At 31.9% G+C, this 20202-nt stretch carries 20 protein-coding genes and 2 pseudogenes; 13 read left to right on the top strand and 9 right to left on the bottom strand.

Annotated elements, in window-relative coordinates:
• Nucleotides 1–189 precede the first annotated feature (189 nt).
• Both ACUN28_RS17670 and ACUN28_RS17665 read left to right on the top strand, forming a co-directional pair.
• Entirely contained in the window at nucleotides 190–534 is a 345-nt protein-coding gene (locus ACUN28_RS17670) for a class I SAM-dependent methyltransferase (protein ID WP_016087908.1), read from the top strand.
• 358 nt (nucleotides 535–892) lie between these two features.
• A complete protein-coding gene (locus ACUN28_RS17665) occupies nucleotides 893–1444 on the top strand; it encodes a GNAT family N-acetyltransferase (RefSeq protein WP_016087907.1) in 552 nt (183 codons plus the stop codon).
• Between the two features lie 38 nt (nucleotides 1445–1482).
• Here ACUN28_RS17665 and ACUN28_RS17660 read toward each other — a convergent pair whose 3' ends face one another.
• Together ACUN28_RS17660 and cspD are read right to left on the bottom strand one after the other, a co-directional pair.
• Nucleotides 1483–1668, bottom strand: coding sequence for a cold-shock protein (locus tag ACUN28_RS17660; RefSeq protein WP_000286198.1), 186 nt, complete (start codon nucleotides 1666–1668; stop codon nucleotides 1483–1485).
• An 86-nt stretch (nucleotides 1669–1754) separates the two neighbouring features.
• Entirely contained in the window at nucleotides 1755–1958 is a 204-nt protein-coding gene (gene cspD, locus ACUN28_RS17655; protein WP_000176365.1) for a cold-shock protein CspD, read from the bottom strand.
• 384 nt (nucleotides 1959–2342) lie between these two features.
• Here cspD and ACUN28_RS17650 point away from each other — a divergent pair, with 384 nt between their 5' ends.
• On the top strand, nucleotides 2343–3239 hold the full coding sequence (locus ACUN28_RS17650) for a CPBP family intramembrane glutamic endopeptidase (RefSeq protein WP_016087906.1): 897 nt from the start codon (nucleotides 2343–2345) through the stop codon (nucleotides 3237–3239).
• Between the two features lie 17 nt (nucleotides 3240–3256).
• Nucleotides 3257–3898, top strand: a complete 642-nt coding sequence (locus ACUN28_RS17645; RefSeq protein WP_016087905.1) for an AAA family ATPase — start codon at nucleotides 3257–3259, stop codon at nucleotides 3896–3898.
• 35 nt (nucleotides 3899–3933) lie between these two features.
• Here the strand turns inward: ACUN28_RS17645 and ACUN28_RS17640 are convergent, their stop codons facing one another.
• A complete protein-coding gene (locus tag ACUN28_RS17640) occupies nucleotides 3934–4695 on the bottom strand; it encodes an arginase family protein (RefSeq protein ID WP_016087904.1) in 762 nt (253 codons plus the stop codon).
• Nucleotides 4696–5012: 317 nt separating this feature from the next.
• On the opposite strand from ACUN28_RS17640, the gene ACUN28_RS17635 reads away from it, so the two are divergent.
• Together ACUN28_RS17635 and ACUN28_RS17630 are read left to right on the top strand one after the other, a co-directional pair.
• Nucleotides 5013–5786: a Cof-type HAD-IIB family hydrolase gene (locus ACUN28_RS17635; protein ID WP_016087903.1), complete on the top strand. Its 774-nt coding sequence runs from the start codon at nucleotides 5013–5015 to the stop codon at nucleotides 5784–5786.
• A 97-nt stretch (nucleotides 5787–5883) separates the two neighbouring features.
• The gene (locus tag ACUN28_RS17630; protein ID WP_098405432.1) at nucleotides 5884–6489 is read left to right on the top strand and encodes a PRK06770 family protein; all 606 of its coding nucleotides are present in this window, start codon (nucleotides 5884–5886) and stop codon (nucleotides 6487–6489) included.
• Nucleotides 6490–6547: 58 nt separating this feature from the next.
• Here the strand turns inward: ACUN28_RS17630 and ACUN28_RS17625 are convergent.
• A pseudogene (locus tag ACUN28_RS17625) lies at nucleotides 6548–7231 on the bottom strand (LysR family transcriptional regulator substrate-binding protein); the annotation flags it as partial.
• A 134-nt stretch (nucleotides 7232–7365) separates the two neighbouring features.
• On the opposite strand from ACUN28_RS17625, the gene ACUN28_RS17620 reads away from it, so the two are divergent.
• Nucleotides 7366–8490, top strand: coding sequence for a C45 family autoproteolytic acyltransferase/hydolase (locus ACUN28_RS17620; protein WP_016087900.1), 1125 nt, complete (start codon nucleotides 7366–7368; stop codon nucleotides 8488–8490).
• Nucleotides 8491–8542: 52 nt separating this feature from the next.
• Entirely contained in the window at nucleotides 8543–8806 is a 264-nt protein-coding gene (locus tag ACUN28_RS17615) for a hypothetical protein (RefSeq protein ID WP_033660068.1), read from the top strand.
• 92 nt (nucleotides 8807–8898) lie between these two features.
• Here ACUN28_RS17615 and ACUN28_RS17610 read toward each other — a convergent pair whose 3' ends face one another.
• Complete coding sequence (locus tag ACUN28_RS17610; RefSeq protein WP_016087898.1) at nucleotides 8899–9801, bottom strand: LysR family transcriptional regulator; 903 nt, start codon at nucleotides 9799–9801, stop codon at nucleotides 8899–8901.
• A 312-nt stretch (nucleotides 9802–10113) separates the two neighbouring features.
• Here ACUN28_RS17610 and ACUN28_RS17605 point away from each other — a divergent pair, with 312 nt between their 5' ends.
• The 4 genes from ACUN28_RS17605 (at nucleotide 10114) to ACUN28_RS17590 (ending at nucleotide 15777) form a co-directional block, all read left to right on the top strand.
• Complete coding sequence (locus ACUN28_RS17605) at nucleotides 10114–10746, top strand: MOSC domain-containing protein (RefSeq protein ID WP_048894659.1); 633 nt, start codon at nucleotides 10114–10116, stop codon at nucleotides 10744–10746.
• A gap of 256 nt (nucleotides 10747–11002) precedes the next feature.
• On the top strand, nucleotides 11003–11887 hold the full coding sequence (locus tag ACUN28_RS17600) for a GNAT family N-acetyltransferase (protein ID WP_016087896.1): 885 nt from the start codon (nucleotides 11003–11005) through the stop codon (nucleotides 11885–11887).
• A gap of 346 nt (nucleotides 11888–12233) precedes the next feature.
• On the top strand, nucleotides 12234–13988 hold the full coding sequence (locus tag ACUN28_RS17595; protein ID WP_016087895.1) for an ABC transporter ATP-binding protein: 1755 nt from the start codon (nucleotides 12234–12236) through the stop codon (nucleotides 13986–13988).
• Nucleotides 13981–15777: an ABC transporter ATP-binding protein gene (locus tag ACUN28_RS17590; RefSeq protein ID WP_016087894.1), complete on the top strand. Its 1797-nt coding sequence runs from the start codon at nucleotides 13981–13983 to the stop codon at nucleotides 15775–15777. Before ACUN28_RS17595 ends, ACUN28_RS17590 begins: the two co-directional genes overlap by 8 nt.
• 133 nt (nucleotides 15778–15910) lie before the next feature.
• Here the strand turns inward: ACUN28_RS17590 and ACUN28_RS17585 are convergent.
• The 4 genes and pseudogenes from ACUN28_RS17585 to ACUN28_RS17570 form a co-directional block, all read right to left on the bottom strand.
• Nucleotides 15911–16015: pseudogene (locus ACUN28_RS17585) on the bottom strand (tyrosine-type recombinase/integrase); the annotation flags it as partial.
• 552 nt (nucleotides 16016–16567) lie between these two features.
• Nucleotides 16568–17353, bottom strand: coding sequence for a sulfotransferase family 2 domain-containing protein (locus ACUN28_RS17580; RefSeq protein ID WP_016087893.1), 786 nt, complete (start codon nucleotides 17351–17353; stop codon nucleotides 16568–16570).
• Nucleotides 17354–18735: 1382 nt separating this feature from the next.
• Nucleotides 18736–19134, bottom strand: a complete 399-nt coding sequence (locus ACUN28_RS17575; protein ID WP_033660146.1) for a RidA family protein — start codon at nucleotides 19132–19134, stop codon at nucleotides 18736–18738.
• 425 nt (nucleotides 19135–19559) lie between these two features.
• Entirely contained in the window at nucleotides 19560–19724 is a 165-nt protein-coding gene (locus ACUN28_RS17570) for a hypothetical protein (RefSeq protein ID WP_016087890.1), read from the bottom strand.
• 112 nt (nucleotides 19725–19836) lie between these two features.
• On the opposite strand from ACUN28_RS17570, the gene ACUN28_RS17565 reads away from it, so the two are divergent.
• A complete protein-coding gene (locus ACUN28_RS17565; RefSeq protein WP_080117982.1) occupies nucleotides 19837–20088 on the top strand; it encodes a hypothetical protein in 252 nt (83 codons plus the stop codon).
• Nucleotides 20089–20202: the final 114 nt, after the last annotated feature.

The following is a 20202-nucleotide window of genomic DNA, read 5'->3' as shown; positions in this document are numbered from 1 at the left end:
ATGAAAATAATCCAATTAATTTTTAAAAATGAAGGTGAAAACCGGACAATAGGAGGGAATGTTATTGTTACGTACTGTTGAAGCAACGCAAAAATTATTTGACGAATGGGCAAAAACTTACGATGAAAATTTCAAGAAGCAACAGGTACGTTATATGGATATAACAATAGTTTAATTGAAGCGAAAGAAATGATTCAATTATATAAGAGGGGAAAAATTATTGATATTGGAATTGGAACAGGTGCATTTGCTTCATTAGTGAGTGAAAATAATGGGAGGGTAATAGGGGTGGATGTATCGGAAAAGATGTTAGAAACATGTAAAGAAAAATATCCAACGTATCATTTAGAGGTAGGATCATTTACGAATACGAATCAAGAAGATGAAGCTTTTGATATAGTTATTTCAAGTTTTTGTTTTCATGAGGTGTTACCTTCAGAGAGAAAGAAAGCTTGTGAAGAGGTGTATAGAATAGTACGGAAAGAGGGGGAATTTCTTCTCTTGGATATTATGTTCGTATCTCATTTTGCATGAAATGAAGCGAGAGAACGAATTGGGAGGAAATGCGATAGTGCAGAAGTATATCCTTTTGTGAATGAGTTAGATACACTACTTAGAGAAACTGGTTTTTCAAGTGTAAACTGGAGACAAACAGCCCCATGTCATTGGGCATTAGTTGCATATAAATAGAAAATAAAGAGATGATCAAACTACTATGATCATCTCTTTATTTTTCTAATCATGTAAAAGTAAGAAGGGTTACTCTTAGTTCGTATTGAATTAAGAGGATAGGCTTCTCTAGAAATATTTGATTAATGGGACATTGAGGACTTTCCTAATTATAAATATTTTTTCTGCTATAATGAATGAGTAGAAAGAAAGGAGTGATCCTGTGGCATTTCCTATATTAGAAACAGAACGTTTGCGTTTAGTTGAAATAGAACAATCTTATTGTCAAAAAATATATGAAATTTTTTCATTGGATGAGGTAACATGTTATTACGGCATGAATTCTTTTACGGAGTTTGGACAAGCTTCACGTATGATTGAATCTTTTTCAAAAAATTATTTCGAGAAAAAGGCAATACGATGGGGGATAGTATTAAAAGAAACTAACACTTTAATAGGTACAATTGGATTAAATAATTTACAATTATGGAGTAAACGATCTGAAATTGGATATGACTTACATCCTCGTTATTGGGGAAATGGCTATGCTTCAGAAGCGGCTCAAGAAATTATTCATTATGGATTTCAAGATTTAGGCTTATTTAGAATTGGAGCTATTACATACCCTGAAAATATTACTTCTTGTAAAATGTTATCTAAAATAGGCTTTCATAAGGAAGGATTATTACGTGGATATATTCATCAAGGAAATAAGCAACATGATGCACTACTGTATTCTATCGTTCGAACGGATGTAGAGGATACAAATTTATAATAAAAAACCCCTCTTTTATAAGAGGGGTTAAGTAAAAATTAACCTAATTTAGGTAATAAACGTTCTCCGCTTTTCATGCTACTTTTACATAAAGGGCATTTAGGCTCTTCTTCAAATGAAAAGTTCTTTCTCATCCATCCTAAACAATCCTCTGCTTCACATTCCCAGACAGGGGTTTGTTCTGGTGGTACTTCTGCTACATCGTTCTTTCGATTGCGATACATATAACCACTCCTTTTATGTAAAAAATTTTAGTTATATATTAAAAAGGTTGTTAACCAAGCTGGTAACAACCTTTTTATTGTTTAAATTATAGCTTTACAACGTTTTTAGCTTGAGGTCCACGGTTACCGTCTTCAACTTCGAAGCTAACTTCTTGACCTTCGTCAAGAGATTTGAAGCCGTCGCCAGTGATAGCTGAGAAGTGAACGAATACGTCGTTACCGTCTGCAACTTCGATGAAACCGAAACCTTTTTCGCTGTTAAACCATTTTACTTTACCTGTTAATGTCATGGTAATGCCTCCTAAAATTTAAAAAGATTACAATATGATCGGCCTTATTTGAATGAAAAATAAAAGTTCACATATTATCAAAAACCAATAAGGCATACAAAATGTTCCTGATTGATACTTGATAATATGCAAAGTAAATATAGTGTTAAATTGACCTTAATTACTATCTTACAACAAATGGTGGGAAATAGCAAGTGCTGGTAATACCAGTGTGCAATAAGATGGGAAAAATGGTAAAAGTCACAAAGACATCTCTTTTATTTATATATTATTCCTAATTTTGGTTTATGCTAAACTGAGAACATTTTTATTGGAGATTTGTATTAGGAAAACGATTTATAGTATAGGAATAGTGTTGAAGTATTTGTTAAGGAGACGAGAATATTGCAAAATAAACAATTTAAAATAATTGAAGCAACCAAAGAGGGAAGAAGAAAAGTTCATCCAGTATTGGCTGTTATACTTACAATTGTATTTTTATCTTTAGGTGAATTGTTTATGTTATTTATGCTGTTTTTACCGAAAGCAGAAACACTTTTATTGAAGGCAATTTATAGTGATATTGAGATGATATTGACATTTGGCGGAGCTATATTTTTTGTTTTTTTATGGATTAGATTTGTAGAGAAAAGATCAATTTCATCCATTGGATTTTGGAGAAATCAGTGGATAAGAAAATATTTGAGAGGTGCATTAATAGGTTTTGTTTTCATTTCAATACCAGTAATGCTACTTTTAGTAACAGGAATTGTACAACTACAAATGCAACAAATTACACCAACCGTTATACTTGGAATCGTGGGGTCTTTAGTTGCTTTTTTAATACAAGGTGCAACAGAAGAAATTGTTGTTCGAGGTTGGTTATTTCCAGTCCTTTCTGTTAGAAGCAGTATATGGATCGGGATTGTTGTTACTTCTTTTTTATTTGGTTTTCTTCATTTGTTAAATCCAGGTATTACAATTCTTTCGATATCGAATATAATATTAGTTGGTGTATTTGCAGCTTTTTACGTTTTGAAAGACAGTAGTCTTTGGGGGATATGCGCATGGCATTCCATTTGGAATTGGGCACAATATAATGTATTCGGTTTTGCGGTTAGTGGAATGGAAATGTATTCTACACCAATTTTTAGACCTGTAACAAACGGATCGGAACTCTTTCATGGAGGCTCATTCGGAATTGAGGGTAGTATCATTACAACAATCATGCTTTCTATCGCTTCAATTGTTTTATGGAGACAGTTATGGGGGAGAAAAGCGAAACAACGAGATTTTAGTTAATGAAAGTGGGAGAAACTATGGGGATTATAGCGTTTGAGGGAGCGAGCGCGGTTGGTAAGAGCACAACGTGTCGTGAGTTAGAAAAGAATTATGGTGCTTATATTATACCAGAAGTGAATTTTTTATTTGAAAGACCAAAAAATGAACATAGAACATGGTATTTTGAAAAACAAGTAGAGCGGTGGAAAATAGCAGTGCAGAAGTCAGATCAATATGAATTAGTAATACTTGATGGCGACATTTATCAGCCACTTAGTTATAATTGGTGTTTCCATTTTGAAATATTTAATCAACCGTTATCTTTAATAGAAAACTTTTATAAAGAAAAGCTGATACATAGGGAAATTGGTTTTCCCGATCAATATTTTTATTTATATACGAATGATGAAGAACTTAGAAAACGGAAAGAATCTGACGAGACGAAAAAAAGAAGAAATTTTGAAAAACATTTACATATATCCAAATCGTTTCAACGTTATTATGAGAATGTAAATACCGTTACAGACGGGTACTGCAAAATGATTGATGCGAAAAGTGTAAAATCGAATGAATTAGAAATTGTGAAAAGTCTAAACAGTTTAAATGTGTGTGAAGAGAGACGTTTTGATGTTTCGAGGTTAGATGCGATTACGAAGTGGTTAAAAGAACATCGTGCATAAAAACAACGAGTGCCTTATAAGGTACTCGTTGTTTTTTATGTATTATATATTGATTTTAAAATTTGTAAGTTTGCTTTTTCATTTTTCTTAATAGCATTTGTATATTTAGCTAGAAAGAGTTGAGACGGATAAACCGGTAGTTCACCACAAATATCGATACCATAGACGTCTTTATTCCTAATAAGAGAATGAACACATTTTAATAGTGTAGAGAGTTTCATATGTCCTTGATCCCAATTTGTAATAGTTACTTTTGAATCTAAAACATCTTTATCAATGCTTACATATATCTTATCTGTATGAATATGCGAAAGTATCGTATGTACAGATACTTCATGTGATATATCTATCGGAAACACTTCTACGCGTGAATAATCATTAGAATGTATTGTTAAAGAAGAAGGTCCAATAATAATTACTTTCTTTAATTTTGGGTTATTTTGAAGAGCAAATGATACCCATGCCCCGCAAGAAATAAGAGTATGTTCATTTTCTTCTTTTAAGTTCATGTCAGTGTGATGATCAAATAAAATAAGGCTAAATGGTTCATCTATTTCTTTCAGTAGTAAATAAGATACATAATGATAATTTCCAGAACCGATAAAAGTGATTCCTTTTTGCTTTCTACGGTATAACTCCCGTTTAATGCGCATTAAAGAAGGAGTCTCGCAATACAGGTTTGAGTGCTCTAAATGACTAAAATCAATATCTTCATGTGAATAAGAATGAAGTTTATTTTGTAATAAATATGTATCATCAAAGTTTAAAAAAGTTAAACCTCTATACAATAAACTCATATTTATTCATCTCCTTTATATGTAGGCTAGCATATATTTTTATAAATTTAAAACGAAATGCTTAGAGGGGGATTTGCATTTGAAAAAGATGGGGGATTTTGACAGAATAATCTTTCAATTCGTAAAGAAAAGAAATATAATATAAGGAAATATATATGTGGTTCAGGAAATAAAAACTATGTAATAAATGAAAATGAGACTTGAAATGGAATTGAGAGAAAAAGTAGGTAAAGATTAACTACCCGCAAAAGCTCAGTTGATTCAACAAATAATCAATATTTCGAGTTATTATTTGTGAAAGGAGAATAAATGTAAGTATGAAAAAGATTATTATTTCAGATTTGGATGGTACTTTATTAAGAAGTGATAAAACAATTTCAGAGAAATCTATTCATATTTTAAGGGAATGTAAAAATAATGGAGACGAACTGATTTTTGCTACAGCAAGGCCGCCAAGAGCTATAAACCAGTATATTCCCAACGAGTTAAAGAGTGAGATTATCATTTGTTATAACGGGGCTCTAGTTCTTAAAGGTAATGAAATTATATATGAAATGAAGATTTCTAAAAATAACATTTTAGAAATCATAGAAATAGCAAAGAAGTATAATCTTCATCAGATTTGTCTTGAATTAGGTGATAAGTTGTATTCAAATTTTGATGTTACTGATTATTTCGGTAATATACCATGTGAAATTATGGATGTAAGAGATTTAGATTTTGAAAAAGCTTCTAAAGCAATTATTTGTACTAAAGGCTCAATAAACCAGAAATTTATTAACGAATTGCCTGATGAATGCAAGGCAGTCATTACAGATGACGGGACATTGTGTCAAATTATGCATGCAGAAGTTTCAAAATGGAATAGTATTCAATATGTTCTACAACACTTAAATAGAGACGTATCTGAAGTTATTGCCTTTGGAGATGACTACAATGATATGGAAATGATCGAGAAGTGTGGGGTTGGTGTAGCGATGAGCAACGCTGTTGAGGAATTAAAGGCAGTCGCTAAATTTATTGCTAAAAGTAACGATGAGGATGGAGTTGCTACATTTCTAGAAAGTAAAAGTTCTGTTTATGTTAACTAGTAAGAAAAAAATGTAGTAAGAAGCGAAAAAAGAGATGCTGCATCTGTTGTTGATAAATAGATATTATGAATGGGATATGTGGGAGGAAATAAGCAAGATGAAAACATTATTTAAAATAATAGGTATTTTAGCTGGTATGGCGGTAATCGGTGTAGGTATAACGTATGGTATGCTGTATTATTTGAATAATAGTAAACCAGTTGCGAAAAAGGCATCACCAGCCGCTCCGGCAGTAGAAGTATTAGCTGATAGTAATGTAAAAGCTGAAGATGCAAAGGTTTTGGAAAATGGCAATCATTCATTGCCGAATAGCGGCTTTAATAAAAATTTTAAATGGACAGATGAGAACATACAAACAGCATTACATGAAATGGCACATCAAAAAACGAAAGCTGATCAAAAGTGGGGCTATATTTTTATTACACAAGAACGTATTGAAAGTTTACTTGATATTGTAAAGAGCAATGATCTTGTGCAAGGAAATACATATGCAGATATTTTAGAGAGATGGAAACAAGGAAAATATGAAAAAATTGATGCGGATCACAATAAGATTTGGAAATTACAAAGCGGGAATTTAGGCGAAGGAAAAGGGGGAATGTCAGAAGCGGAACAAAAAGAGTTAATTAATCAAGTGTTTATGCAAAAAGGTACATATTCGGGTAGTCAATTAATTGCAGGTGGGGGACAGACTAATAAATAAGGTAATAGTAGAAGAGAGTAAGTGCTTATTAGGCAGTTACTCTTTTTTTGTGCACTTTTTAGTCTTCCTCTAGTAAGGAAAGAAACGATTGTAAAACGGGTGAAATCCATCTAGATCTATGATAGATTACATGACTTTGGATAACATCTGGAGTTTCGATAGGGTGAAATCGTATTTGTTCCTTTTGGCAATTTTCTTGTACAACGATATAAGGAAGAATTGAAATTCCTAACTCACATATAACGGATTGTTTAATGACTTCAACGTTGGAAGTTTCAAATGTTTTCTCTGGAATATTCCCGCTTTGACGTAAAAAACGATCTACCATCGGTCTATAGCCGCAGCTTTGTTCAGTAAAAATAAACTGGGTGTCCTGTAATAAATGAAATGGATTAGTATGTATGGGGGAATGAATAGGTAAAATCCATCCAAATGCTTCATTACTAAAAGTACGCGTAATAAAATCATTATGTTCTACACTTTCTCCAATTATGAAGACAACATCTGTTTCTCCTTCACGTAATTTTTGTAATGCTTGTTCATTTGTGCTTGTTTCAAGTACGATATTTACTTTCGGATTTTTCTGTTTGTAAGTACGTAATAATTGTGGTAAACGATATACTGCTAATGATTCGTTAGATGTAATACTCAATGTACCTTCTAAATGATTGGTATTTTGAGGGATTTCTTGCGCTTTTTCATAAATAGCAAGTAATTCTAAAGCATAAGGATGAAATTGATTACAGCTTCCTAGTTTTTGTTTTATAATTGTTTGCTTTATTTCAGCCACATTTGATTTGAAAGACAGTAAAAAACATCAAGAATGAATAAAGTTTATTTGGTACGATATGGATAAATTCAATAAGGGGGAATTAGATGTATCAAGTAAAGGGGTATTTTTCATCGTTAAAAGGAAGTCCTTATGAAATCGGTAAGCAACAAGGGGAATTTGTGAAACAACATCCTTATCTCATTCCGCAATTTATACAGAAAGAAAACTTAATATCGCACCACCATTGGACAGAATCTAGGAATATATTACATAAATATTGTCCAGGAATTAATGAAGAGATTGAAGGGTTTTGTGAAGTTTTAAAAATTCCATCTGAAAATATGATGTATTATTATCAAACACTATTAAAAGCAGGTTGTAGCCATTGTGCCGTTTTACCTAAAAAGACAGATTTAAAGCATACTTATGTATTAAGAAACTATGATTTGTCACCAGTAATAGATGATATGCGCTTTTGTTCGACTCATGTTGAAGGTGCATATGCACATAGTGGCTTTTCTACTCAATATTTTGGCCGAACGGAAGGAGTTAACGAGTATGGATTATCTGTTACATTTTCAGCATGTGGCCAACCGGTAGGAAATATTGCAGGTTTAAGAAAGCCAGCGGTAAGTGGTTTACAATGTTTTGCGGTCATTAGAGTATTATTGGAGAAATGCAAAAATGTGCAGGAGGCTAAGTCACTAATAGAAGAAATACCAATTGCTAGTAATATTAATCTAATAGTAGCGGATCCTTTAGATGCAGCACGTATTGAAATATTTGACGGATATAAATCAATAATCACAATTGATGAGGAAAGCCAAGATTTTATAATATCAACAAACCATGCGGTCAGTTTACCTATTCAAAAATTGAATAATAGGAGATTAGAACAATCTACAAACAGATATCACACATTGTATGAACATTTAAATCGAAATGAACAAGTGAGTATGGAGTCTTTAAAAGGATTAGTAGAAAAAGAATATCCAGCCGGGCTGTCTGTGCATAATTATGAAGAATGGTTTGGAACTTTACATTCTGTATTATTTGATTTACATGAATGCACAATGAACATTTGTTTCGGATCACCGCTGTTAAATGACTGGTACTCGTTGGAGGTTGGAGGGAGTCTTCCTTTTTCAGAGGTGAATGTAAACTTCGAAAATAAAACGTATACTGATTTTTGGAGAGAAGAGAATAAGAAATTGATTCCAAAAGGATAAATGGGATAAGATGGTAGTAACGAAGGGGGTATTTATACTGGAGGGATTACCGATGCTAAAAATTTTGTTAACGATTGTTCTTATCATTTTTCTAGCCGTTTCCATGTATATTGCGTATCAAAAAAGAAAAAAAGCAGAAATAAAAGGATTGAAGAGTGCATTAACTTCAATTTGTTTCTTTTCACTTACAATTTTTAATTTGTTTGCATACTGGTTTCATTTTGGCGGTATTTTGACAGTGTTATTTTCAATTGTATTATTGTTAGTCGGGGCTTATTTTACAAAGTATATTCCAATTTCCAAAAAGGTACACTAAAATTTATAGGTAATACTTTATTTCATTATGAAAAGAGATTATTCTACTAGGTCGTTATGAAACGACTTCATAGGATAATCTCTTTTGTTCGTTTAATTTTGTAAAGAATGCACGGTTAGTTTCAATTGCTTAATGAATTCTCGAGTTGCAGCGCACATATATTTATCTTTGCGATAAATAAGTCCTATATCTATAGTTGGAGTAGGATTTTCTATTTTAATAGCTTGAATATTATCATTTTGTAAAAAGTCTATATACGGTTTGGGTAATACTGTAATTCCCATTCCTTTTGAGACCATTTGGATTAAAGATTCCATCGTACTAATTTCTAAAATTGGTTTTGGTTTAAAGTTGAATTTTTGACAATGAGATGTAATTAATTCAGTTAAATAGAAATTTTTAGGTAAAAGAATTAAAGGGTAGTTCTGTAATTCAGCGATAGATACATGGTCATGTTCAGTTAATTGATGACCGGTTGGTACGACTAATGTAAGTTCACTTTTGTATAGGGGGATAGAAATAATCTCTTTATCGTGCACAGGGAGAAAAGTAATGCCGATATCTAGTTCGTTTTGTAATAATTTTTCACGAATATCTCCTGTACGAAGCCCTAATACAGAAAGTTCTATATTGGGATATAAACTATTGAAATTTAAAATAGCTGGTGGTAATAAATAATTCACGACGGTTAACAATGATCCTATTGTTAACGAACCTTGCTGTAATCCGTTTAAGTCTTGAATAGCAGAACGTGCTTGTTCGACTTCATGAAAAATGGTTGTACTATGTAATAATAAAATCCTTCCTGCGTCAGTTAAAGATATTTTTTTACCAATGCGATCGAAAAGAGGCATTCCTACTTCATGTTCTAATGCACGTATTTGTTGACTTAGTGAAGGCTGTGAAATATTTAATCTCTCAGCTGCTTTTGTGAAATGTAATTCTTTTGAAACAGCTAAAAAATATTCAAGTTGTCGTAATTCGATTGGGATCACCTCAAGTTTAATGATAGGTTATACCTATCATTATTATATAAATAATTGGATTGAACAATGGTTTTGTGGAGCTTATAATCATTTTATTAGAGAGGAATTGAAGAGCATTTGAAGTAAGGATAGATAAGTATTGGAGCAAGGATATTTGACAGCTATTACATTTTCTGACCTTTTGTCATTTTTAAAAAATAGACAGAGAGTTTGAAAGGATAGATTCATTTTTTGCAAAATTGTGGGTAAGTAAGAGGAGCGATTAAGGTGAATAAAGTATATGAGGTACTATCTTTAAATATAGGATTGCCTAAAGAAGTTATGTACGGAGGTAAGTTAATTCAAACAGGTATTAACAAAGTGGAAACAAAGGAGCCTATATTTTTATCTTTTTTAAAATTTAAAGGTGATGGTCAGGCGGATTTGGTTCATCATGGTGGAGTAGACAAAGCGGTTTGTGTGTATTCGGGAGAACATTATGGATATTGGGAAAAAGAGTTGAATCAAGACCTTGTATATGGAGCATTCGGAGAAAATATAACAATTAGTGATATGTGCGAAGAGGATGTTTGTATTGGTGATACATTTCAAATTGGAGAAGCAATTGTACAAGTAACGCAGCCGAGACAACCTTGTTTTAAATTAGCTAAGAAATACAATATTCCAAAGTTACCACTATATTTTCAAGAAACAGGATATACAGGGTTTTATTTTCGCGTATTAAAAGAAGGATGGGTATCACCTGCTGATACGTTAAAATTACTGAAGTCTGATCCAAAAGGTGTTACGGTGGCATTTGCTAATCGTATCATGCATAAGGAAAAACAAAATTTGGAAGGGCTAAAAAGGATCTTAGAAGTACATGCACTTTCTACTAGTTGGAGAAATACGTTTGAAAAACGAATGAGAGGAGAAGAAATTAATACGAAGGAGAGACTAGAAGGAAAAAAATAATAAAAAATATTTTTTTATAAATGGTGCATTTCTATTAGTAAAAAAGAAGTAGAACGCACTATTTTTATATAATAAACTTATTAATATTCAAAAATCTTAATATCGCTTTATTCGACTTACTTCCGAATAGTCAAAACATAAAATAAATTAGACATTTTTTTAAAGTTTTATGATAGTATATTGATTTGTAAGGCCTATTATGAGTAGGTCATATAACTATACCTAATTTAATGGAATTGACGTATGGAGGTACAACATGGGGAATGTTGAAAAATTTGCAACTCTTCTAATAGAAGAACCGAAAAGAGAGCAGTTATTTCCTTTATTTGAAGAAGTGTTTGGAATTACAAGTCAAACATTGAATGATTTTTCGGAGAAAGGGTATTGGGATGATACATATAAAGCTTTATCATTTTTACAAGAAGATAAAGTGATTGCAAATGTTGCGGTATTTTCGCTACCATTGCTAATCAATGGTGAAAGAATAAACGCAAAGGGTATTCAATCGGTAATGACGCATCCAGATTTTCGTAGACAAGGGCTAATGACACATTTATTGGAAAAGGTGATAGTGGAAATCGATAAACAATGTGATTGTACAATGTTGTTTACTGAAAACCCTGAATTATATGCATCATTTGGATTTAAAGTTGTACAGGAATATCTGATGAGTATACCATACGATAAAAATAATAATAACGATTCTCTGCTTAGAAAATTAGATTACTCTGATGAAGAGAATAGACAGTTAATACATGAAACGATCGCTAGTAGCCAAAGGCTTTCAAATAAATTTTCAACTATAAACTTCCAGTCCTCATTTTACTTAAATATGTATGACGCGAAATGGAATGAGAAACTGTATTATTTAGAGAAACTAGATGCTCTAATTGTGTATGAAGTAGATAATGAAAAGTTGAAATTATATGGAGTGTTTGCACCAGTAATTCCAGTTTTAGATGAAATATGCGGGGAAATCTCTGAAAGATTTACAGAAATTGAATTTTACTTCTCTCCAGATCAATTAGGGATTGAGGATGTACAGTTTACTGAATTACAGTCTAGTAAGTATTTAATGGTTCGAAGTAATAAAGAATTAGATTTTAAAGGGTATAAATTCCCAGTATTAACGGAGTTTTAAATGTTTATATAGATGTTTTTGATGGAGACATAAGTATAAATACTATTAAAATAGGTTTGTACATGTGAAGTTCACCTGATAATAATGAATTTAAAACTAAATTTTGTAGTTTAACACATATAGATAAAAAAACCGTATTCTTTCTATTTAAGAATACGGTTTTTCTATTTGTGTAATACAAAGCACATTTATTGACCGAGAAGTCATTAATGCTTATCATTTAATAATGTTAAATATTAATTTGCATAATATAATAGAAGTAATAAAAAAATCATAAATAATATGGCTTAGGTAAGGAGGGTAAGAATTATTAATTGGTAATTTCATAGGAAAAAGGAGATTATGTATGAAATCATTTCGTAAGTTATTACAGTATTTAAAACCATACATGTTCTTCGCTATTATTGGACCGCTTTTTATGGTACTTGAGGTTGCGATGGACTTAATTCAACCGACTATTATGCAACATATTATTGATGTTGGGATAGCAAATCGAGATATGAATTATGTAATAAAAATGGGGCTTCTAATGATAGGAGCAGCAGCACTTGGTTTAGTTGGAGGACTTGGGTGTATGATGTATTCTACAAAAGCAGCTGTGAATTTCGCTACAGACATACGAAAAAATGTATTTGCGAAAATAGAAACATTTTCTAGTGAAAATCGTGATTCATTTGGAACTGGGAAATTATTAACGATTGTGACAAATGATGTTACTTCTATTCAATCGGCGATGACGATGACATTACGTGTTCTTGTTCGTGGTCCTTTGTTATTTATCGGAAGTATAATCATTGTTTTTGTAACAGCGCGTGAGTTATTTCCTATATTACTCGTAGTCGTTCCAATTTTATTACTTGCCATTATATTTATTGCAAGTAAAGCCAGTGGGACGTTCAAAAGGGTGCAAGAAGCATTAGATAAAGTGAATACAAAGTTACAAGAAAATTTATCTGGTGTACGTGTTATTAAAGCGTATGTAAGACAAAAATATGAGATCACTCAGTTTGGAAATGTTAATACAAATTTAACGAAGATAAATATTCGAGCGGTGCAGTTTATTTCCTTAATGATGCCAATCATTATGTTAGTTGTAAGTGGAGGGATCGTCGCAACATTATGGATTGGTGGAGAAAAAGTATTTAATGGAACTCTTCAAGTAGGAGCTATATTAGCGTTTATAAACTATTTGAACATTATATTAATGTCACTTATGTCTATAAGTATGGTATTTATGCAAATCGCGCGAGCATTTCCGTCTGCGGATCGTGTACAGCAAGTTTTAAATACTGAGGTTGATATTATGAACGAAACAAATGCGCTTGTACCTAAGCAAATTGAGGGGCATATTGACTTTAAAAATGTTAGTTATAGTTACACGAAAAATAATGAATATGTTTTAAAAGATATTTCATTTCGCATATGTAAAGGTGAAAAAGTAGGGATTATCGGTTCTACAGGAAGTGGTAAATCTACTTTAGCAAAACTGTTACCGCGTTTATACGATGTTGATCAAGGTGAAATATGCATTGATGGAATAAATGTTAAGGCATACGATTTACAAAAACTTCGTGGTTCAATAGGTTTTGTACCTCAAAAGGCATTGTTGTTTTCAGGTAGTATAGAAGAGAACCTACGTTATGGTAAAGAAGATGCAACAAGTGACGAACTGGAAGTAGCGGCTTCATCAGCTTGTGCAACGGAGTTTATTAACAAGCTGGAAGATTCTTATCAATATCATTTAACACAAGGTGCAACGAATTTATCAGGTGGACAAAAACAACGTGTATCAATTGCAAGAGCGCTTGTGAGAAAGCCATCTATTCTTGTATTAGATGATTCTACATCAGCAGTTGATGCTAAATCAGAATCTAACATTCAATCGGCATTAAGAAAAGAATATAAAGGAACAACGACATTATTAATTGCCTCTAAAATCTCATCAATAATAGATGCTGATAAAATTCTCGTTTTAGATAACGGTGAATTAGTTGGTGATGGTACACATGAAGAACTGTTAGAACAATGTGAGGTATATCAAGAAATCTATCTTTCCCAAGGTGGCAATTTAAATAAAGAAGGTGGGAAAGAACATGCGTAATTTTCAAGGACAATTTGCTAATAAAGGTGGACGTAACGCGCCTAAGATGGCTAAAGCTAAAAATACGAAAGGAACTGTAATGCGAGTATGGAACTATATGGGGTATCAAAAGGCTGCTCTTACGTTCGTTATATTTTTAGTATTTGTTACGACGTTACTTGGGCTATTAGGTCCGTATTTAATGGGAGTAATTATAGATCAATATATTGTACCGAAAGATTTAAGCGGTACGGCGAGAATGTGCTTGTTGCTTATTGCGATTTACGGTGTAACGGTATTGTTAACATGGTTACAAACATTTGTCATGGTTAACGTTGCATTAAAAACGATACAAAAAATACGACAAGATATTTTTGAGAAAATCCAGACGCTTTCTTTACGGTTCTTTGATGTACGTTCTCAAGGGGATTTAATGAGTCGTGTGACAAATGATATAGATAATTTGAATCAAGCATTGACACAAAGTGTTGTACAAATTATTTCATCAGCATTAACCTTTATAGGTGTAACGATTGCGATGTTCGCATTAGATTGGATTCTAGCGATTGTTACTTTAATTACAGTACCTATTATGTTTTTTGTTACAAAAAAACTAGTTGCTTATAGTGGTAAAAACTTTGCAAAGCGTCAAAAAGATTTAGGAGAATTAAATGGATTTATTGAGGAAGCTATAACAGGAGCGGATGTTACAACGTTATACGGTAAAGAAAAAGAAACCGTACAAAATTTCAATAAAATTAATGAACAACTAAGAGTTTCAGCAACGAAGGCGGATACATTTTCAGCTTTTATTTTTCCGAGTATGAATTTTATTAACAACTTAGGTATGGGACTTGTAATTGGGACTGGATCAGTAATGGTTTTAAATGGAATGACAACAATAGGTGTCATTGCAGCTTTTATTAATTATTCTCGTCAATTCTCAAGACCACTCAGTCAATTCGCAACTTTAATGAATACAATTCAAGCGGCAGTTGCTGGTGGAGAACGTGTCTTTGAAATTATGGATGAAGTACCGGAAATCCAAAATAAAAAAGATGCATTCATTGTACAAAATTTACAAGGGCATGTTGCACTCGAGAATGTTTCATTTGGATATGAGGAAAATAAAACGATTTTAAAAGAAGTGAGTCTTAAGGCACAGCCAGGGGAGACAGTTGCTTTAGTTGGTCCAACTGGATCGGGAAAAACCACAATCATTAATTTGCTAACGCGCTTTTACGATATACAGCAAGGACAAATTCATATCGATGGAAAAAATATTAAAGATTATGATATTAATTCGTTGCGAAGTAAAATAGGAGTAGTTTTACAAGATACGTATTTATTTGCTGGGACGATTATGGATAATATCCGTTATGGTCGATTAGATGCTAGTGATGAAGAAGTAATTAATGCAGCTATGGCAGCATCTGCACATTCTTTCATAAAGCATTTACCGAATCAATATGAAACAAAAATTGCTTCAGAAGGATCGAATTTAAGTCAAGGACAGAAACAACTTCTTGCGATTGCAAGGGCAATTTTAGCGGATGCAGATATATTAATTCTCGACGAAGCGACATCTAATATTGATACGAGAACAGAATTACAAATTCAAGAAGGACTGAACAATTTAATGAGAGGTCGAACAAGTTTTGTAATCGCTCATCGACTGAAAACGATTGAAAAAGCAGATCAAATTCTTGTTATTAAAGATGGAAGTATTATGGAAAGAGGGAATCATGAATCTCTTATGGAAGATAGAGGATTTTACTTTGATCTGTATACGAGTCAGTTTAAAATATAATAAGAACTTTGATATGGTGCGGTTTCTCTAGGAAGGAGAAACCGCATTTTTATATTTGCAAACATTACTATCCAAATAGTCATTCACTAAATGTTTTAACTGCGTCTTCTTGTGTCTTAGGTAAAACTTGCGACTAGTGATGTAAGATTATGAAAACGTCTTTATGACCCAACTGTTCACTTACAACCTTTGGATGTACACTTTGTTTCAAAAGTAGTGTTGCATGAGTATGACGTAAACCATGAAATCGACTTTTTTAAAATTCATATTTTATTAAATAAGCCATAAAAATATCTTGAAATCCACCGCGACAAACGCATTTACCTTTTTTGGTACTAACAACTAAATCACAATCCGTATACGTTTGACCAAGTCTTAATTTATCAGTGTTTATTATAATTGTATGTTTTTATAATGTTTCAATTATTTTTCATCAATTGAGACTAATCGTTTGGAACTTGAAGTTTTTGTATCTAGTACAATTATCCAAGTTTACAGTTTGACTAATAACGTGTAAAAAAGCGCTCGTTATAAGTGTTTTTTATTTGTATATAATAGTGAAATAATTGCACTTTGATTATATAACGGCAGTGGAACAAATAGAACGAATGACGGTAATCTTAACGACTATTTTACTATACATTTTAAAAAATCAATAGATAATGCGATTTGAGTTTTATAAAAAAAAGACACTGCTTTCAGTGTCCCAACTTACTACGAGAGTTTTATGAGGAAACTTAAATAGGTGAATTTAAGTTTCTCTATAATATAGGAAACAGTAATTAGAAAATCACTTATTTTTTAAAGGAGTTAATGGATATTTGTAAGTGCTGAAATCTTTATTAAAAATATCTTGTACTAATTGGATAGTTTCATGATCATAAAAACTATCGTATGTTGGGAGGCGTGGGAATAAAGGATTGGTAATATCAGCGTCTGCAAAATTACCTCTAAAAATCGCCCTGTCCTTCTGATGATGCCATGATTTGGTTAGTATGTGTAAAGGAGAAGTTTTGAATTGATATGTTTGTTCTAGATGTACAATTTCGGTAGAGAAATTTTCAAGGTAGATATAATTTGTAACAAACGCTTCTTCGCCGGGTACATACTGTGGTGTCAAATGTGGATCTACTTGTTCTAAATCAGTCATTTGTGATTTTAAGTAATAGAGATAGATTTTAAATGAAATAGGCTTACTACAAATGCTGTTACCATAATAAAAACCCCGAACGGGCTCCCATGCTGGGTTTTCTATGTATGGAGGAGCGATTAATGAGAAGAATGAACTTACAGCTCTTGTATACGGGTTTCTTACTAACTTATAGGTATCCTTTTCTTTTGAATATAAAGCTGCAGCTAATTCAATAAAGTAATCTGAGGAGTTTTTGTATATTTCATTTTCGTAATTATGGATGAAAGAATCGTATTTTATGGCTTGCTTAAATAAATTAATTTGATAAAAAAACCAATGTGCAAGAGAAGTACAACCACTTTTCTGGCTCCAAAATAAAATTAAAGGGAAGTTAGAATTGAAGTGGGGAACGCGCCTGTATTTAATAATATTTGCAAAAGACATTGTTAGCCTCCATTCAGTTATGTCAATTATTTTTAGTTTATGAATAAAGTACTTGGCATATGAACAAGAGAAGAGAAGTAGAATAGATAATTTAAAACAATATAATTTTGAAATGAAGGCGTTATTTTATAGAAATGTGAAAAGAGCACACAGAAAATGTGTACTCATAACAATCTAAATTATTATAAGGACCATGATATATCATCAAGGGCTTTATAAATATAACTATACATACGGTAAAAGAGATACTTTGGATTGTATTTTTGTTTCCAGTTCATAATAATCACCTCTCATACAAATAGTTTAATTATATTATACAGTTGCTAATTTGAATATTAAGAAAAAATGGTATGAATTGAGGTGAATTTAAACAAAATAGTTATATTAATTACAAAGCAGTTGGCTTTTGCTAACTGCTTCACTAACTGGGAGTTCTCTTTATGTAATTTAGATAAAGAAACTAGCCATTAAAAATATAGCTCCTATCAAAATTAGAGAATCAACTAAAATCAAGAACTGTTTTTTCTGTGGTTTTCGAAATTCCTTTATTAATCTAAAAACTGCACTAATTCCGAAACAGATGTATAACAAAATCATTATTGTTTTTAGTATTATTAACACTCCTGATATATTGATAATTTAATTATATAACGAAAAAAATATTCATGTAAGTTTTTAACAAAATCCTTATTTGAGAGAAAAGGGATTAGTTTAGTTTTGATTCTGCTATTCCCCAACCAATTATAAAAAATAGGCCAAATATGCAATTATCAAACTAGCTACAGCGACTTTTTTCGATGTACCTTTTGGAGCAAAAATAGCCAAAACAATTGAGATAGGTATTAAAAAAGTATATAAATGTTTGAATGCATAGATAATAGATCAAAAAATACGATCAAAGTTAATAAAAATTTCATGTTGTCATAAACAAAGCACTTTTTCAGAAATAAAATATGGATGATTTCTGAAAAGGTTATAGGGTTTAATCCTATTTTTATTACTCAAGTGATGAGCTTAATTTTTAAGAAAGGAATGACTATATTATATGAAAGCTTGTCTAACAGGGTTGCAAATAAAAGAACAGCAACTTTTCGGCTGGTTCTCTAAAAGGGGGAAAGGAGAAAGATTAGGGACATCACTAAATGAGTTATGGCCATCGCCTATCTATATTATTGAAGGGATATTAAATTTTATTCAAAACAACCTAAAAAGAGCGCCTTTAAAAAGTGCTCTTTAAGGGAAAAGTGAGGTATGAAAAAGCAAATTAGGTTTTTTACTTCGAGATAATATATGACCATTGCATCATAATGTGACGATGAATAACAAAAGAACAGCTAGCAAAAGCTAACTGCTCTCCAAATGGAATGAAGTGTGTATTTATATTAGGGTTTAGCTGCCCATATTTCTATTTCAATTTTAATTTCTGGTAATCCTAATTCTGAAATATATCCAATTGTCATTGCTGGGTATTCAGTATTAAATAATTGTTCCCATTCCAAATCCATGTGTTCCCAATCAATTTTTTCTGTTGCCCATATATTCACTTTTATAATGTTCGCAGCAGTTAATTTTTCAGAATCTAAGACTTTACTTACATTTTTAAAAGTGTTACTGATTTGTTCATTCATACTTTCTGGGAATTGACCGTCCTGATTCATCCCGATCTGTCCTGATGACACAAATAACTCTGCGTTTCTAGGGATTTTAGTAATATGTGTATAGTTTCCTACTGGTTCTAGCATATTTGTTGGATTTTTTCTGGTGATTATTCCGTTTCTCATATATTTCACCTCATCGTAAAAAATAACTGCGGTTTCTTCTATATCATTTTTAGACACACTTCATCCTATAAAAATGATTTTAGAAAAAAACAGCAGTCGAGTACCCATATCCATTTGATAAAAAATTCATTGATTTTTTCTTCATGATTTTGGTACTCTCCTTTCTTTAAAACGATAAAGTGAAATGCTTATCTTAAATCATACGCGAATAATATCTCAATAGCAACCGGGGGTTAAAGGAAGGAGGATGAATAGTTTAAAATTGGAATAAAATAATCTTTATACGAAAACAAGGTCCTATCTTTATTATAAATAAAAAAGCTAGCTACTCGGTTCTCCAAGGAGGAACAAGGAGAAAATCTAATGTTACTTACATTATTGACAAAATATTGATTTTCATTTAAGGGGGGTACTAATTATGTAGGTTACATGAGAAGTCCTATTAACATCCAGGCTGCCCCAATGAGAATTAAAGTTTCGAAGGTAATCCAAAACTTTCTTTTTTCTGGTTTTTGCAATTCTTTAATTACAGAAAATATGGCACTTATTCCTACAAGTGTGAAAAGATCGATTCGGATTGTTTCAGTCATTTGTATCACCACCTAAGATTTGAATAGTTTAATTATATATTAATTACCATTTTATGGAAACTCAATAAAGTAATCCATTTATAAGTAAGTAGATCGAACGGGGCCGTATCGCATGAATCAATTTTCATTTTTTGAAGACATCGATGAAAAGGAGATGCGTAGACTTGTGGTGAAGGAGCTGAAAAACTACAAAACATTGTGCGTCCGGATGAAAAATCAAGAAGATCAGGAAAAACAGCGAAAAGAGAGTGTTTATAAGCTAGTACGTTTATACCTTGAAAAACTAGTTAAGCAAGGAGAAATAAAGGAAGTAGCAAGAAGCAGAAGAAGCGTAGAAAGAGATAAGGTGTTTGGAGTTTATTAGGAATATAATAGTGAAATAACTAATCGTAAATGTGAGGATACAACTTTGATTTGTATACGAGTCAGTTTAAAATATAATATAGTGCGGTTTCTCTAGAAAGGAGAAACCGCATTT

It is taken from the genome of Bacillus sp. WC2507 (assembly GCF_052656125.1).
Note: the sequence above shows the minus strand (reverse complement) of the source record. Positions and strands in the feature narration are given on the sequence as shown.